Source organism: Methylobacterium isbiliense (assembly GCF_022179325.1).
In the GTDB taxonomy this organism is placed as follows: domain Bacteria; phylum Pseudomonadota; class Alphaproteobacteria; order Rhizobiales; family Beijerinckiaceae; genus Methylobacterium; species Methylobacterium isbiliense.
The window spans coordinates 64,494-80,726 of the sequence record NZ_BPQQ01000023.1; the positions used below are offsets into that span (position 1 = coordinate 64,494).

The window sequence follows — 16,233 nt, forward strand, 5'->3', positions numbered from 1 at the left end:
GCGGCGGAACCAATGGCCAAGCCGTAAACGCCGATGCCGCAAAGCCAAGCTTAAAACGGCCGAGCTTGTGCGGTTGCGAAGGGCCGTGGTCCGCGTGTCACACTGATGCGGGCGGGTGTCGGATGAGCGCCGGGCTCAGCCCTCGCCCGTCGCGCCGGAGAGGCGGCGGGCGATCTGCTCCACGCGCTCGGCGGCGCGACCGATCCCCTCCGCGAGACGGCTCTCGGCGGCGAGGCGGGCCTGCGCGGCCCCGTCCGCGGCCTCGCGCTGGGCGGCGATCTCGCGCTCTAGCGTCTCGATGCGCCGCCGCGTCTCGGCCAGTTCGTCCGAGAGGGTCAGCGCCGCCATCACGTGCAGGCGCATGTCGCCGATCTCGCCGAAAGCCTTGCGCATCTCGTCGATGCGGGCGTCGAGGCCGCGCGCCAGTTCCTCCAGATGGCGCTCCTCGCCCTCGCCGCAGGCCATCCGGTAGCTCTTGCCGGCGATGCTCACCGTGACCTGAGGCATGACTCCTCCCGACGCAACCCGAGCACCCTTCGCCGCAGCGTGAACCGGCTTTGCGGCGACCATGATGCAGAAACAGAAACCTGAGCTGAATTGTGGGAGGCGGTTCAACCTCAAACTTTAAGGTGGCCCGCGATCACTCCCCGGCGCGCCCGGCGGGTTCGCCGCGGGTGAGCACGCCCTCGACGGCGCCGATGGCCTGGCCCAGCCGCCGTTCGACCTCGTCGACCGTCGCCTCCGCCTCCGAGAGCCGCGCGCGGGTGCCGTCGAGTTCGGCCGCGAGCCGGGCGCGGTCCTGCTGCATCAGGTCGAGTTCGACTTCGAGGTCGCCGCGGCTGCGCTCGGCATCGAGTCGGCGCGCCACCGCGGATTCGAGCAGGGCGACGGTCGCTTCCAGCCGGCGCAGCGCGTCCTCCACCGCTGCCGTCATCGTCCACCCCCACGCCGGATACGCCGACGGGAATCGTAGCGACAGCCGTCCGCTCCCGCAATCGCCCGAGGCCGCGGCCCCGCGGGTTTGACAGGCTAGGCCGTCATGTTAGGAAGCCGGCGCTCGCGCCGGGCCATGTCGGCCCGCGCCACGCCCTAGAACCCGGGTTGCCGTGACGTCTCCCGCCTCCACCGCCCGTGCCGCCCCATCGGGGCCGACCGGCGCGTGCGGGATGGCCGTTCCGGATGCGGCGCCTCATATCACCCCACATCCATCATCCAGGACGGCGCCCGGCCGTGCGGCGGCGCGCGCGTCCCTCAGCCGGAACCGGGGGCGATGCGCTCCCGCTTCCTCTCGGGAGTCATCGTCATGACGGTCAAGGTCGCCATCAACGGCTTCGGACGCATCGGCCGCAACGTGCTGCGGGCCATCAAGGAGGCCGGCCGCACGGATATCGAGGTGGTGGCCATCAACGATCTCGGCCCGGTCGAGACCAACGCCCACCTGCTGCGCTTCGACTCCGTGCACGGCCGCTTCCCCGGCGAGGTGAAGGTCGAGGGCGACGCCATCGTGGTCGACGGCCAGCGCATCCGCGTCACCGCAGTGCGCAACCCGGCCGAACTGCCCCACCGCGAGCTCGGCGTCGACATCGCCCTCGAATGCACCGGGATCTTCACGGCGCGCGACAAGGCCAAGGCCCATCTCGATGCGGGCGCCAAGCGCGTCATCGTCTCGGCCCCGGCCGACGGGGCCGACCTCACGGTCGTGTACGGCGTCAACCACGACAAGCTGACGGCCGATCACCTCGTGATCTCGAACGCGTCCTGCACCACGAACTGCCTCGCGCCGGTGGCCAAGGTGCTCAACGACGCGGTCGGCATCGAGCGCGGCTTCATGACGACGATCCACTCCTACACCAACGACCAGCCGTCGCTGGACCAGATGCACAAGGACCTCTACCGGGCGCGCGCCGCCGCGCTCTCGATGATCCCGACCTCCACGGGCGCCGCCAAGGCGGTGGGCCTCGTGCTGCCGGAGCTGAACGGCAAGCTCGACGGCACGGCGATCCGGGTGCCGACCCCGAACGTGTCGGTGGTGGACTTCAAGTTCGTGGCCAAGCGCGCGACCTCGGTCGCCGAGATCAACGAGGCGATCAAGGCCGCGGCGAACGGCCCGCTCAAGGGCGTGCTCGGCTACACCGAAGCTCCCAACGTCTCGATCGACTTCAACCACGACCCGCATTCCTCGACCTTCCACATCGATCAGACCAAGGTGATGGACGGAACCTTCGTGCGGGTGCTGTCCTGGTACGACAACGAGTGGGGCTTCTCGAACCGCATGGCCGACACGGCGGTGGCCATGGCGAAGCTGATCTGAGGCGGCGCCGGCCGGGGTTCCTCGCGCCAGGCGCGAGGGCCCGCGGCCGCACCGGACCGACGGATCGGGCCCCCGTTCACCCGACACCCGCGCCCGCTGCGGCGGCGCGAGCCGAGGAGCCGCCATGATCGACGCGACGGACGCCAACCGCTCCCCCCAGGGCCAGAGTTCCCCCCAAGGTCATGCCGCGGGCTCCCTGTCGGGCACGACCTCCGGGACCATGCCGGTGCCGGCCGGCCCGCCTCCCTTGCCGGCGCCCGCCGAGCCGCCCCGCCCGGCACCGGCCGGCGCCGGCCCGGGCCTGCCCCAGACGGTGATCGACCAGCTCGCGCGCATCGAGGACAAGGCCTCGCGCATCGAGGACAAGTATGCCCGCTCGGAGGCGCTGCTCGCCCGCGTCGAGGATCGGGTGCAGGAGGCCGGCTCCCGCATGAACGAGGCGGCCCGGCAAGCCGACCTCGCGGCGCTCCGCAGCGAGGTGCGGGCCGTCTCCGAACGCACCCGGCGCCTGCCCGGCCTCGGCCTGCTGCTTCTCACCGCCCTCATCACCGCCGTGCTGACGGTGGCGCTCACCCTCGCGGCCCAGCGCCTGAACCTGCAGTCCCTGATCCCGCCGCGCTGACCCCCGACAGAAGGCCGATGCCGATGACCCGTTTCCGCACCCTCGACGATGCCGGCGCGCTCCGGGGCAAGCGCGTGCTCGTGCGCGTCGACCTCAACGTTCCGATGGACAACGGCCGCGTCACGGACGCGACCCGCATCACCCGCGTGCTGCCGACGATCCGCGAGGTGATCGAGGCCGGCGGGCGCGTGGTGCTGCTCGCGCATTTCGGCCGGCCGAAAGGCAAGCCGAACGACACGGAATCGCTGCGCCCGATCGCCGAGGCGGTGCAGAAGGAACTCGGCCGCCCGGTCGCCTTCGCGGCGGATTGCATCGGCGAGGGTGCGGCCGAGGCGGTGGCGCGCCTGCGCGACGGCGACGTGGTGATGCTGGAAAACACCCGCTTCCATGCGGGCGAGGAGAAGAACGATCCGGACTTCGTGCGGGCGCTCGCCGCCAACGGCGACGTCTACGTCAACGAGGCCTTCTCGGCCTCGCACCGGGCGCACGCCTCGACGGAAGGCCTCGCCCACGTCCTGCCGGCCTATGCGGGGCGCCTGATGCAGGCGGAGATCGAGGCGCTCTCGAAGGGGCTGGAGGCCCCGAGCCGCCCGGTGCTCGCCATCGTGGGCGGCTCCAAGGTCTCGACCAAGATCGACCTGCTGCAGAACCTCGTGGCCAAGGTCGACGCGCTGGTGATCGGCGGGGGCATGGCCAACACCTTCCTGCACGCCACCGGCCTGCCGGTCGGCAAGTCGCTCTGCGAGAAGGATCTGGCCGGGACGGCGCTGCGCATCATCGAGGCGGCGCGCGAGGCGAACTGCGCCATCATCCTGCCGGTGGACGCCGTGGTGGCGGAGGAGTTCAAGGCGGGCGCGCCGCACCGCACCTACGGCATCGACGCGATCCCCGAGGCGGGGATGATCCTCGACATCGGCAGCCAGTCGGTCGAGCGGATCGCCGCGGCGCTCAACGACGCCCGGACGCTGGTCTGGAACGGGCCGGTCGGCGCCTTCGAGTTCGCGCCCTTCGACCAGGGCACGGTGGCGGCGGCCCGCCACGCGGCCGAGCGCACCCGGGCGGGCAAGCTCGTCTCGGTAGCGGGCGGCGGCGACACGGTGGCGGCGCTCAACCATGCGGGCGTCGCGGGAGACTTCACCTACGTGTCGACCGCGGGCGGGGCCTTCCTCGAATGGCTGGAAGGCAAGCCGCTGCCGGGCGTCGACGCGCTGCGCCTCAAGGCGTGAGGCGTTCGGTCCAGGCGGTGCCGCGCAGGACGCCGCCGCCCCGTTCGCCTATAATTGCAACCACACGATACCGTCGGAGGGTAAGATGGCGCGCATCACGCTGAGGCAGCTTCTGGATCACGCCGCCGAGCACGGCTACGGCGTGCCGGCCTTCAACATCAACAACATGGAGCAGGGCCTCGCCATCATGGCGGCGGCGGATGCCTGCGACGCGCCCGTCATCCTGCAGGCCAGCCGCGGCGCGCGCGCCTATGCCAACGACGTCGTGCTGGCCAAGCTGATCGACGGGCTGGTGGAGATCTATCCCCACATCCCGGTCTGCATGCATCTCGACCACGGGAACAACGAGGCGACCTGCGCCACGGCGATCCAGTACGGCTTCACCTCGGTGATGATGGACGGATCGCTCAAGGCCGACGGCAAGACCCCGGCCGACTACGCCTACAACGTCGAGATCACCCGCAAGGTGACCGAGATGGCGCACTGGGCCGGCGTCTCGGTGGAGGGCGAGCTCGGGGTGCTCGGCTCGCTGGAGAGCGGGCAGGGCGAGGCCGAGGACGGCCACGGCGCGGAGGGGACCCTCTCGCACGACCAGCTCCTCACCGACCCGGCCGAAGCGGAGAAGTTCGTGGCGGCCACCAAGGTCGACGCCCTCGCGGTCGCGATGGGCACCTCGCACGGCGCCTACAAGTTCACCCGCAAGCCCGACGGCGCGGTGCTGGCGATGCACGTGATCGAGGAGATCCACCGCCGCCTGCCGAACACGCACCTCGTGATGCACGGCTCGTCCTCGGTGCCGCAGGACCTGCAGGACATCATCAACCAGTACGGCGGCGAGATGAAGCCGACCTGGGGCGTGCCGGTGGAGGAGATCCAGCGCGGCATCAAGCACGGCGTGCGTAAGATCAACATCGATACCGACAACCGGATGGCGATGACCGGCCAGATCCGCAAGATCCTGAGCGAGAACAAGGCCGAGTTCGACCCGCGCAAGTACCTCAAGCCCGCCATGGAGGCGATGACGAAGCTGTGCAAGCAGCGCTTCGAGGAGTTCGGGACGGCGGGCCATGCCGGCAAGATCCGGCCGGTCGCGCTGTCGGAGATGGCCAAGCGCTACGCCGCCGGCAAGCTCGACCCGTCCTTCGGCGCCACCAAGCAGGCGGCGGAGTAACCGCCGGAACCGGCGCAGAACCGCCTCGCCCCGACGGGGCGGCGGGCTCGCGCCGGCTCTGGGCCTCCGATCAGGCATGAGCGAACCCTCCACCCGCCTCGTCCTGCTTTCCGGCCCGGAGGCCGGGCCGGACCTCGTGCCGCGCCTCGCGGCGGCCTGTGCGGCCGGCGACGTGGCGGCCGTGATCCTGCGGCTCGCGCCCGCCGACGAGCGCAGCCTCGTCAAGCTTGTCAAGCAGCTCGCCCCCGCCGCGCAGGCGGCGGGCGCGGCGGTGGTGATCTCGTGCGCCGCGCCTGGCCTCGACCTCGTCTCGGTGGCGGCCCGGGGCGGCGCGGAGGGGGTGCACGCCCTCGCGGCCGAGGAGCCGGCCGCGGAGCTGCGCGACCTGCGCGAGCGCCTGCGCGAGGGGCGCATCCTCGGCGCGGGCCGCCTGCGCTCGCGCCACGCCGCCATGGAGGCGGGGGAGGCGGGCGTCGACTACGTGCTGTTCGGCGAGTCCGGCTCCGCGGCGCCCGAGGACGTGCGCGCCCAGGCCGCGTGGTGGGCCGAGATCTTCGAGACGCCCTGCATCGCGGTGGCGCGCAGCCTCGAGGCGGTGGCCGACCTCGCCGCCACGGGGGCCGAATTCATCGGCCTCGACGCGGCCCTCTGGGACGGGCCGGACGGTGCGGCAGCCGTGGCGGCCGCGCAGGCGCGGCTTGCGGGAGACGGTCCGTGAGGCGGCTCCTCGCAGCCGTCGCGCTGCTGGCCGTCCCGTCGGTTGCGCTCGCGGCCGGCCCGGCGCCCGCCGCGCCGACCAACCTGCTCCCCGGCTCCTCGACCCTGCCGCCCGCCGTCGGCTCGGACGATCCCAAGGCCGACGTCGCCTACGGCGCCTACCAGCGCGGCTACTACGTGACGGCGTTCCGGGAGGCGACGAAGCGGCTGGAGCGCGCCAAGACCGACGCCGCGGCCATGACGCTGCTCGGCGAACTCTACAACCAGGGCCTCGGCGTGCGCCAGGATCCCGCCAAGGCGGCGGAATGGTACCGGCTGGCGGCGAATCTGGGCGACCCGCATGCCGCCGCGATCCTCGGCATGATGGCGATCGAGGGCCGGGGCATGGCCAAGGATCCGGCGGCGGGCCGGGCGTGGCTGGAGAAGGCAGCGGCGAAGGGCGAGGCGGCAGCGAGCTACAACCTCGCCCTGATCCTGCTCGCGACCGGGATCCCCGACGATCTCACGCGCGCCGGCGGCCTCCTGCGCCGGGCGGCGGACCAGGAATTGCCGGCCGCCCAGCACGCGCTCGGCATCCTCTACCTCAAGGGGCGGGGCGTGCCCAAGGATGCGGCCCGGGCCGCGCAGCTGTTTCGTCGCGCGGCCGACAACGGCGACGTGGCGGCGCAGGTCGAATTCTCGATCCTGCTGTTCAACGGGGAGGGCGTGCCGCGGGACGAGGCGCGGGCCGCCCGCTACTTCCGGCATGCGGCGGGGCGGGGCAACGCGGTGGCGCAGAACCGCATCGCCCGCCTCTACGCCGCCGGGCGGGGGGTGCCGAAGAACCTCGTCGAGGCGGCGGCCTGGGACATGGCGGCGGCGGCGCAAGGCTTGAGCGACGCTTGGCTCACCCAGGCGCTCGCGGGGCTGACCCCGGACGAGCGAGCCCGCGCCGAACGCCTTGCCGCCGACCGGATGACGCCTTAAGGCCGCTCACGACGTCGAGAGGGCGGTCCCTTCCCCGCGACGGCGCGCTCCGCGCCCGCATCGCGCGTGCGGCCGCCGAACCCGGGACCGCCGCATGATCAACTCTCCCCTGATGACCGTGATGGTCGATGCCGTGCGCAAGGCCGCGCGCGGCCTCAAGCGCGATTTCGGCGAGGTCGAGAACCTCCAGGTCTCGCGTAAGGGGCCGGGCAACTTCGTCTCAGCCGCCGACAAGCGGGCGGAGGCGGTGCTGCGCGAGGCGCTGATGAAGGCCCGGCCCGGCTACAGCCTCGTGATGGAGGAGGGCGGCGCCATCGAGGGGCCGGACAAGACCCACACCTGGCATGTCGATCCCCTCGACGGCACCACCAACTTCCTGCACGGGATCCCGCATTTCTGCATCTCGGTGGGGCTGGAACGCGAGGGCCACATCGTCGCCGGGGTGATCTACGACCCGATCAAGGACGAGTTGTTCATCGCCGAGCGCGGCAAGGGCGCCTTCCTCAACAACCGCCGCCTGCGGGTCTCGGGCCGCAGCGACCTCGCGGATGCGCTGGTGGCCTACGGCTCGCCCTATCTCGGGCGCGGCAACCACCCGCGGCTGCTCAAGGAACTCGGGACCGTGATGGCCGTGACGGGCGGCGTGCGCCGCTACGGCTCGGCCGCCCTCGACCTCGCCTACGTGGCCTGCGGGCGGGTCGATCTCTACTGGGAGCGCGACCTGCAGACCTGGGATCTCGCGGCGGGCCTGATCCTCGTGCGCGAGGCCGGCGGCTTCGCGAGCAGCGCCGATGGCGGGCCGGACGCGCTCGCGGCCCGCTCGGTCGCCTGCGGCAACGAGGGGCTGCATCGCGACCTGATCGCGCTGCTGCGCAAGGCCAACCAGTAGGGGGGCTCTGGAAAGGGCGCGCGCGATCTGGTCTAACGCCTGCGCTTTCCTCGCTGAGCGACGACAAAGGCCCCGCATGGATCCGCGCACCCTCACGGCGCTGAAGGAGTCGATCCGCTCGATTCCCGACTACCCGAAGCCCGGCATCGTCTTCCGGGACATCACGACCCTGCTCGGGGACGCGCGGGCCTTCCGGCGCGCCGTGGACGCCCTGGTGCATCCCTTCGCGGGCGGGCGCATCGATCAGGTGGCGGGCATCGAGGCGCGGGGCTTCATCCTCGGCGGCGCGGTGGCCCACCAGCTCTCCTCGGGCTTCGTGCCGATCCGCAAGAAGGGCAAGCTGCCCCACGCCACGGTCTCGATCGCCTACGCGCTCGAATACGGCACCGACGAGATGGAGATCCACTCCGACGCGGTGAAGCCGGGGGACCGGGTGGTGCTGGTGGACGACCTGATCGCCACGGGGGGCACCGCCACGGCCGCGGTCGAGCTGCTGCGCCGGATCGGCGCCGAGGTGGTGGCCGCCTGCTTCGTCATCGACCTGCCCGAACTCGGCGGCGCCGCCAAGCTGCGCGCCCTCGACGTGCCGGTCTGGACCCTGCTGGAATTCGAGGGACACTGAACCCATCCGCCGAGGCGGAATCGGTTCGGCGGATGAGGCTGGTGCGGAAGCGAGAGGCCACGCAGAAGAGCCTCGGGCGCTTCTGCCCGGAACCGGCCGGCGCATCGGGGCGCCCAACCGGCAGAGGAGGACGCCGATGACCGATCTCGCCGCCCGCCGCGCCGCCTTCCGGGCGCTGCACGGCGCGGGCTGCTTCGTGATGCCGAACCCCTGGGATCTGGGCACCGCCCGCTATCTCGCCGGCCTCGGCTTCCCGGCGCTCGCCACCACGAGTTCGGGTTTCGCCTTCACGCGCGCCCTGCCGGACACCGACTGGGCGGTGCCGCGCGACGCGATGCTCGGCCACATCGCCGAGATCGCGGCCGCCACGGACCTGCCGGTCAACGCCGACTTCGAATCCGGCTACGCGCACGACCCGGAGGGCGTCGCGCGGAACGTCGCCCTCTGCGTCGGGACCGGCGTTGCCGGCCTGTCGATCGAGGACGCGACCGGCTCGGCCGAGACGCCGCTCTACGAGTTCGGCCAAGCGGTGGAGCGCATCCGGGCGGCGCGGCAGGCCATCGACGCCACGGGCGCGGACGTGCTGCTCACCGGGCGCTGCGAGGCCTACCTCACCGGCCATGCCGAGCCGCTGCGCGAGGCGATCCGCCGCCTCCAGGCCTATGCGGAGGCCGGAGCGGAGGTGCTCTACGCGCCGGGACCGAAGCGCCGCGAGGAGATCCGCGACCTCGTGGCGGCCCTGAGCCCGCGCCCGGTCAATATCCTGATGAGCACCAATCCCGGGCTGCGCGTCGCGGATCTGGCGGAACTCGGGGTACGCCGCATCAGCGTCGGCTCCGCGCTCGCCCGCGCCGCCTGGACGGGCTTCATCCGGGCGGCCAAGCGGATCAGCCAGGAGGGCAGCTTCGGCGGGTTCGACGGCTCGGTGAGCTTCGCCGAACTCAACGGCTTCTTCCGCAAGGATCTGGAAGCCAGGGAGGCGCGGACCCGCGACTCGGAGCGCCCGTGAGCCAGACGATCGACCCCGCCACCGGGCTGCCCATCGGCGCCCTCGTTCTCCCGGCGGACCCGGCGCCGCGACCGGAGCGCCTCACCCTCGAAGGCCGCCACGTCTCCCTGGTGCCGCTCGACGCGGCGGCGCATGCCGGGGCGCTCGGGGGCGGCGCCGTCGGCCCCGGCACCGAGGCCCTGTGGCAGTACATGCCGCGCGGGCCGTTCCCCGACCCGGCCGCCTTCGCGGCCTACCTCGAGACCTGCGCGGCCTCGCCCGACCCGCTGTTCTACGCCATCCTCGACGCGCGGTCGGGCCATGCGGTCGGCCACGCGGCCCTGATGCGGATCGACCCCGCCAACCGGGTGATCGAGGTCGGCAACATCCTCTACACGCCGGCGCTCCAGCGCAGCCCCGGGGCCACCGAGGCGATGCGGCTGCTCGCCGGCTACGTCTTCGACACCCTCGGCTACCGGCGCTACGAGTGGAAGTGCAATGCGCTGAACACGCCCTCGCGCCTCGCCGCCGGCCGCCTGGGCTTCGCGTTCGAGGGCATCTTCCGGCAGGCCATGATCGTGAAGGGCCGCAACCGCGACACGGCGTGGTTCTCGCTCCTCGATACGGAATGGCCGCAGGTGCGGCAGGCCTACGACCGCTGGCTCGCGCCCGGCAACCACGGCCCGGACGGTGGGCAGCGCCTGCGCCTCTCGGCGCTCACCGCGGCGCGCATCCCCGGCCTCCCGCTGCGGCGGGCGACCCGCGCGGACGCGCCGGCCCTCGGCGCCCTGCAGAAGGCCGCCTACGCGCCCAACCGTGCGCTGCTCGGCGTCGAGCCGCTGCCGCTCCTCACGCCGGCCGACGCCGTGATCGACGCCCACGAGGTCTGGCTCCTGGAGGAGGGCGACGGCCTTTCCGGCGCGCTCGTCCTCGATCCCGAGCCCGACCACCTGCTGGTGTGGAGCGTCGCGGTGGCGCCGGATCGGCAGGGGCGGGGGCTCGGCACGCGCCTGCTCGCAGCGGTTGAGGAGCGCGCGAAGCATCTCGACCTCGCGGATCTGCGCCTCTACACGGGAGAGAAGCTCGCGCGCACCATCGGCTGGTATGCGCGCCACGGCTGGACGACGGATCGGGTCGAGGCCCGGCCGGACCGCCGCCTGGTGCACATGATCAAGCGCGTCGCGTGACGGGCCAACCGGGAGGGTGAACGCATGGTGGGACGTCTCGCGGGCAAGAGCGCCGTCGTGACGGCGGCGGGACAGGGGATCGGGCGGGCGATCGCGGAGGCGTTCCTGGCCGAGGGCGCCCGGGTGCTGGCCACCGATCTCGACCGCGCCAAGCTCGAAGGCCTCGCGGGTGCCGAGACGGCGGCCCTCGACGTGCGCTCGGATGCGGCGGTGGCCGCCTGCCTGCGCGGTGCGGGCCCGATCGACATCCTCGTCAACGCCGCGGGCTTCGTGCACCACAACACCGTGCTCGACTGCTCGGAGGCCGACTGGGACTTCGCCTTCGACCTCAACGTGAAATCGATGCACCGCACGATCCGCCACGCCCTGCCCGGGATGCTGGAGCGCGGCGGCGGCTCGATCGTCAACATCGCCTCGGCGGTCTCCACGATCGCCACCGCACCCAACCGCTACGTCTACGGAGCCACCAAGGCGGCGGTGATCGGCCTGACCATGGCGGTGGCGCGCGACTTCATCCGCCAGGGGGTCCGCGCCAACGCCATCTGCCCCGGCACCATCCAGTCGCCCTCCCTCGACGAGCGGATCACGGCGCTCGCCGCCTCCACCGGCACGACGGAGGAGGCGGCGCGCCAAGCCTTCATCGACCGGCAGCCGATGGGGCGCCTCGGCACCGCCGAGGAGGTGGCCGCGCTCGCGGTCTATCTCGCCTCGGACGAGTCGCGCTTCACCACCGGTCACACCCACCTCGTCGACGGCGGCTTCGCGCTCTGAGCCTGCTGCGGAGACTCCGATGCACATCCTGATTCTCGGCGCCGCCGGCATGGTCGGGCGCAAGCTCCTGGCCCGGCTGGCCCAGGACGGCCAGCTCGGCGGCACGGCCGTCACCCGCCTGACGCTCCACGACGTCGTGGCGCCGGAGGCCCCGCCGGTGCGCGTGCCGGTCTCGCTCTCGGCCTCGGACTTCTCGGCCCCCGGCGAGGCCGAGCGGCTGGTGGCGGGGCGGCCGGACGTGATCTTCCACCTCGCCGCCATCGTGTCCGGCGAGGCGGAGGCCGATTTCGACAAGGGCTACCGCATCAACCTCGACGGCACCCGCCAGCTCTTCGACGCCGTGCGGGCGATCGGCGAGGGGTATCGGCCGCGCCTCGTCTTTACCTCCTCGATCGCGGTGTTCGGCGCGCCCATGCCCGAGCCGATCGGCGACGAGTACCTGACGGCGCCCCTCACCAGCTACGGCACCCAGAAGGCGATCGGCGAACTCCTTCTGTCGGACTACACCCGCCGGGGGATCTTCGACGGGGTGGGCATCCGCCTGCCGACGATCTGCGTCCGGCCGGGCAAGCCCAACAAGGCGGCGTCGGGCTTCTTCTCCGGCATCATCCGCGAGCCGCTGGCCGGGCAGGAGGCGGTGCTGCCGGTCTCGGATTCGGTGCGCCACTGGCATGCGTCGCCCCGCGCCGCGGTCGGCTTCCTGCTGCATGCCGCGACGATCGACGGTGCTCGCCTCGGCGACCGGCGCAATCTCACCATGCCGGGCGTCGCCGTGACGGTGGCCGAGCAGATCGAGGCCCTGCGCCGCATCGCGGGCGATGCCGTGGTCGCCCGCATCCGCCGCGAGCCGGACCCGACCATCGAGCGCATCGTGGCCGGCTGGCCCCGCGCCTTCGACGCGCGCCGGGCCACCGAACTCGGCTTCACCGCGGAGCCCGATTTCGAGACGATCATCCGGGCGCATATCGAGGACGAGCTGGGCGGGCGCATCGCCGCCTGAGGATCGCTCGGCGGGGCCGGTTCCGGCACCGCGACACTCCTCCAGCGGGAGTGGCGGGCATGCTTGACCGCCCTGCCATCCCGCATCGTCGTCGCGCCGCCATCTCGCTGGTCGAGGCGCAGGTGTCCGCTCGACCTCGGGCCTGCCCGATCGGATGGAGACGTTGGCTGGCGCAGGCGCCGCTTCGCGCGGCGAGGCGCGCCACGCGGGATCGTCCATCCTCCATAACCTCTCCCCGCGCCTTACCGCGATCCCCTGATCGGCCGGGCAACGGACGCGCTTGCCTCGGGCCGGCGTGCGGACACGGGTCTCCTTGCCCGCGCCGGGCAAAGACGTGGCCGGCACGGGAGGCCGGCGCGCCGCGCCATGACGCTGCATGCAGTCCGGTCCGAGATCGCCGCCGGCCTCGATGAAGCCGGAAATATCAATTCGGGCGAAATACCCGTCATGTCGCCTCACGCAGCCGGCGCGCGTGATGACAGCGCGGCCTGGGAAAACCATCTGCCGCTAGTCTGTCCAAGACGCATCGCGGCACGACCTGCGGACCTCGGCATCCTTATCGAATCGCCACCCGCAGGGACAAATTTGTCGAGCTGACGTCGAATCAGCATCACGTGTCACTAGCCCGACCCGCCGCCAAAAAGGCGCAAATATCCCCGATCCCGTCGTCCCATCGACAGCAGCCGTTTCCTTCGCATCGGCGGCGGCCGACTGTGTCGGCTGGGGCACGGCATATCGGACGAGGGGTGGCTATACCTCGTCTGATCCGGAGACGAGACGGAGCCAGCCGTGATGCCGAAGCCTGAAACCCGCATTCTCCTCGTCTCGCCGCGCTTCAATCCGAATTCGTTCTGGGGATTCGAGGCGGCCTGCGCGCTCCAGGGGGCGCGCTGCCTCGCCCCGCCGCTCGGCCTGATCACGCTGGCAGCGATGCTGCCGCAGACCTGGCAGCTCCGGCTGATCGACTGCAACGCACAGGAGCTGACCGACGCCGATATCCTGGGGGCCGACCTCGTCATGTCGGGCGGGATGCTGCCGCAGGAACCGGCGATCTTCGCCCTGATGGAGCGCTGCCGGCGGCTCGGCGTGCCGATCTGCCTCGGCGGCCCGGCCCCGACCTCGACGCCCGAGGTCTTCGACGAGGCCGACTTCATCGTGGTGGGGGAGGCGGAGGGCGTTATCCACGAGTTCGTGGCCGCCTGGGAGGCCGGCGAGCGCCGCGGCCGCTTCACCGCCCCGAAGTTCAAGGCCGACGTGACCGCGTCGCCGATCCCGCGCTTCGACCTGCTCGACTTCCGGCACTATCTCTGGGTGAACGTCCAGTTCTCGCGCGGCTGCCCCTTCACCTGCGAGTTCTGCGACATCATCGAGCTCTACGGCCGCGCCCCGAGGACGAAGACGCCGAAGCAGATGCTGGCGGAACTCGACCGCCTGCTCGCCCTCGGCTATCGCGGCCACGTCGACTTCGTGGACGACAACCTCATCGGCAACAAGAAGGCCGTGAAGGCCTTCCTGCCCCACCTCCAGGCGTGGCAGGAGAAACATGGCTTCCCGTTCAAGTTCTCGACTGAGGCGTCGCTCAACATCTCGGACGATGCGGAGCTGCTGCGGCTGATGCGCCGCTGCAACTTCTTCGCGCTGTTCGTCGGCATCGAGACGCCCGACGAGGCCACGCTGGTCCAGACCCAGAAGAAGCAGAACACCCGCCGCAGCATCGCCGAGAGCGTCCACCGCATCTACAAGGCGGGCATGTACGTCGCGGCCGGCTTCATCGTCGGCTTCGACACCGAGGAGAAGAGCGTCGCGCAGAGCATGAGCACCTGCATCCGCGACACCAGCATCCCGACCGCGACGGTCGGGCTGCTCACGGCCCTGCCCAACACCCAGCTGTCGCGCCGCCTGTCGCGGGAGGGGCGCCTGTTCGACCGCTTCCGCGCCTCCATGACCGAGTCCGGCGACATGTGCACGGCGGGTCTCAACTTCACCACCCTGCGCCCTCGCCGCGAGATCATGCAGGATTACCGCGACGTGGTCGCGCAGACCTACGATGCGGACGCCTATTTCGCGCGGGTGCGCCGGCTCGGGCGCCTGCTCGACCGGCCGACCCTGCGCCAGCGCAGGTTCTACTGGCAGACGGCCCGGCGCGACGTGGTCGCGTTCGGCCGCCTGCTCTGGGCCATGCATGTGCGGCATCCCGAACTGGCGCGCCACTTCTGGCACACGCTCTACGACTGCGTGCGCCACCGCCCGAAATCCTACGAGGCGGTGCTGCGCAACATCGCGCATTTCACCCATCTCTATCCCTTCGCGCAGTTCGTGGTGCGGACCATCGACGCGCGCATCGCGCAGATCGATGCCGGGGGCTGGGCCGAACCCGAGGCGCTGCCGGCCCGTGCCGAGGGCTGCGGCGAGGAGCGCGTCGCGGCCGTGGCCTGACGCCCGATCGTCCCGCCGGACGGTTGCGCCGGCCGGCGTGGCGGGCGAACCTCCGGGCCTCCGGTGCGACTTTTCGGGAGCGCGCCGGCACGAGCGGGGAGGGGGCGATGGCAGGGCGGCTCGTCATCCTGGGCGGCGGCTTCGCGGGCCTGTGGGCGGCAGCGGCCGCCGCGCGCTTGGCGGGCGAGCGGGGCGGCGACCTCGCCATCACCCTCGTGGCGCCCGACCCGTTCCACACCTTCCGGGTGCGCTGCTACGAGCCGAACCTCGACGGCCTGCGCGTCGCGCTCGACGACGTGCTCGGGCCAATCGGCGTCGCGCGGGTGCAGGCCCGCGCGGAGAGCATCGATCCGGCGCTGCGCAAGGTCCGGCTCTCCGGAGCGGCGGAGGCTCTCTCCTACGACCGCCTCGTGCTGGCGACGGGCAGCACGCTCGCCCGTCCGCCGTGTTCGGGCGCGGAGCGGATGCTCGACGTCGACACCTACGCGGGCGCCGCACGGCTCGCAGAGCACCTGCGCGACCTCGCGCGCACCGAGCCGCGGCCCGGACGCGCGACCGCGGTGGTGGTCGGGGCGGGCCTCGTCGGGATCGAGGCCGCCTGCGAGCTGCCCGCCCGGCTGCGGGATCTCGCCTCGCCCGCCGACCCGGCCCGGGTGGTGCTCATCGAGCGCGGTGCGGAGCCCGGCGCCGACATGGGCGCGGCCCGGCCGGCGATCCGTGAGGCGCTCGCCGCGGCAGGCGTGGAGGTGCACCGGCAGACCGGCGTCGTGGCGGTGGAGCCCGACGGCGTGCGCCTCGCCGACGGATCCCGGATCGCCGCCGACACGGTCCTGTGCGCGACGGGCCTGCGAGCGAGCCCGCTTGCGGCCCCGCTGCCGGTCGCACATGACCCTCTCGGCCGGGTTCCGGTCGATGCCTTCCTGCAGGTCGAGGGCGTGGCCGGCCTCTACGCGGCCGGGGACGTGGCGCGGGCGGCGGCGGACGCGGCCGGGCACGCCACGGTGATGTCCTGCCAGCACGCGCGTCCGATGGGGCGGCTCGCCGGCCACAACGCCGCCTGCGACCTCCTCGGCTGCCCCGAGGCGCGCCTCGCCTTCGCGGCGCCCGACTACGTCACGGTCCTCGATCTCGGCGCCTGGGGGGCGGCCTACACGGCGGGCTGGGACCGGGACACGCTGGTGGCGTCCGGCCCGGAGGCGAAGGCGACCAAGCGGACCATCAACCGGGAGCGGATCGTGCCGCCGCTGCGCGACCGCGCCGCGATCCTGGCCGCCGCCGCCCCGATCCTTCAGGCCCGCCCGATCGTGCGGCCGGCATAGCCGGGGCG

General features: G+C 72.4%; 16 protein-coding genes. 14 read left to right on the forward strand and 2 right to left on the reverse strand.

Annotated elements, in window-relative coordinates; translation table 11 throughout:
* Window positions 1-135 precede the first annotated feature (135 nt).
* A complete protein-coding gene (locus MFF61_RS11370) occupies window positions 136-507 on the reverse strand; it encodes a cell division protein ZapA (RefSeq protein WP_238235236.1) in 372 nt (123 codons plus the stop codon).
* A 133-nt stretch (window positions 508-640) separates the two neighbouring features.
* Window positions 641-934: a DUF4164 family protein gene (locus tag MFF61_RS11375; RefSeq protein WP_238235237.1), complete on the reverse strand. Its 294-nt coding sequence runs from the start codon at window positions 932-934 to the stop codon at window positions 641-643.
* A gap of 369 nt (window positions 935-1,303) precedes the next feature.
* Between MFF61_RS11375 and gap the strand changes: the two genes are divergently transcribed.
* The 14 genes from gap (at window position 1,304) to MFF61_RS11445 (ending at window position 16,225) form a co-directional block, all read left to right on the forward strand.
* The gene (gene gap, locus MFF61_RS11380; RefSeq protein WP_238235272.1) at window positions 1,304-2,311 is read left to right on the forward strand and encodes a type I glyceraldehyde-3-phosphate dehydrogenase; all 1,008 of its coding nucleotides are present in this window, start codon (window positions 1,304-1,306) and stop codon (window positions 2,309-2,311) included.
* 124 nt (window positions 2,312-2,435) lie between these two features.
* Window positions 2,436-2,933, forward strand: a complete 498-nt coding sequence (locus MFF61_RS11385) for a hypothetical protein (RefSeq protein WP_373324675.1) — start codon at window positions 2,436-2,438, stop codon at window positions 2,931-2,933.
* 23 nt (window positions 2,934-2,956) lie between these two features.
* Entirely contained in the window at window positions 2,957-4,159 is a 1,203-nt protein-coding gene (locus tag MFF61_RS11390) for a phosphoglycerate kinase (protein ID WP_238235238.1), read from the forward strand.
* An 85-nt stretch (window positions 4,160-4,244) separates the two neighbouring features.
* Entirely contained in the window at window positions 4,245-5,330 is a 1,086-nt protein-coding gene (gene fba / locus MFF61_RS11395) for a class II fructose-bisphosphate aldolase (protein ID WP_238235239.1), read from the forward strand.
* 76 nt (window positions 5,331-5,406) lie between these two features.
* Window positions 5,407-6,048 carry a thiamine phosphate synthase gene (locus tag MFF61_RS11400; protein WP_238235240.1) on the forward strand — a complete coding sequence of 214 codons (642 nt, stop codon included), beginning with the start codon at window positions 5,407-5,409 and terminating at the stop codon, window positions 6,046-6,048.
* Window positions 6,045-7,013: a tetratricopeptide repeat protein gene (locus MFF61_RS11405; RefSeq protein ID WP_238235241.1), complete on the forward strand. Its 969-nt coding sequence runs from the start codon at window positions 6,045-6,047 to the stop codon at window positions 7,011-7,013. Before MFF61_RS11400 ends, MFF61_RS11405 begins: the two co-directional genes overlap by 4 nt.
* 94 nt (window positions 7,014-7,107) lie before the next feature.
* Window positions 7,108-7,902, forward strand: a complete 795-nt coding sequence (locus MFF61_RS11410; RefSeq protein WP_238235242.1) for an inositol monophosphatase family protein — start codon at window positions 7,108-7,110, stop codon at window positions 7,900-7,902.
* Window positions 7,903-7,978: 76 nt separating this feature from the next.
* Window positions 7,979-8,524: an adenine phosphoribosyltransferase gene (locus tag MFF61_RS11415; RefSeq protein ID WP_238235243.1), complete on the forward strand. Its 546-nt coding sequence runs from the start codon at window positions 7,979-7,981 to the stop codon at window positions 8,522-8,524.
* A 136-nt stretch (window positions 8,525-8,660) separates the two neighbouring features.
* Window positions 8,661-9,533 carry an isocitrate lyase/PEP mutase family protein gene (locus MFF61_RS11420; protein WP_238235244.1) on the forward strand — a complete coding sequence of 291 codons (873 nt, stop codon included), beginning with the start codon at window positions 8,661-8,663 and terminating at the stop codon, window positions 9,531-9,533.
* Window positions 9,530-10,699: a GNAT family N-acetyltransferase gene (locus MFF61_RS11425; protein ID WP_238235245.1), complete on the forward strand. Its 1,170-nt coding sequence runs from the start codon at window positions 9,530-9,532 to the stop codon at window positions 10,697-10,699. Before MFF61_RS11420 ends, MFF61_RS11425 begins: the two co-directional genes overlap by 4 nt.
* Window positions 10,700-10,723: 24 nt before the next feature.
* A complete protein-coding gene (locus tag MFF61_RS11430) occupies window positions 10,724-11,470 on the forward strand; it encodes an SDR family oxidoreductase (protein ID WP_238235246.1) in 747 nt (248 codons plus the stop codon).
* 19 nt (window positions 11,471-11,489) lie between these two features.
* The gene (denD, locus tag MFF61_RS11435; protein WP_238235247.1) at window positions 11,490-12,470 is read left to right on the forward strand and encodes a D-erythronate dehydrogenase; all 981 of its coding nucleotides are present in this window, start codon (window positions 11,490-11,492) and stop codon (window positions 12,468-12,470) included.
* A 792-nt stretch (window positions 12,471-13,262) separates the two neighbouring features.
* On the forward strand, window positions 13,263-14,906 hold the full coding sequence (locus tag MFF61_RS11440; RefSeq protein WP_238235248.1) for a B12-binding domain-containing radical SAM protein: 1,644 nt from the start codon (window positions 13,263-13,265) through the stop codon (window positions 14,904-14,906).
* A gap of 107 nt (window positions 14,907-15,013) precedes the next feature.
* Window positions 15,014-16,225: an NAD(P)/FAD-dependent oxidoreductase gene (locus tag MFF61_RS11445; protein WP_238235249.1), complete on the forward strand. Its 1,212-nt coding sequence runs from the start codon at window positions 15,014-15,016 to the stop codon at window positions 16,223-16,225.
* Window positions 16,226-16,233: the final 8 nt, after the last annotated feature.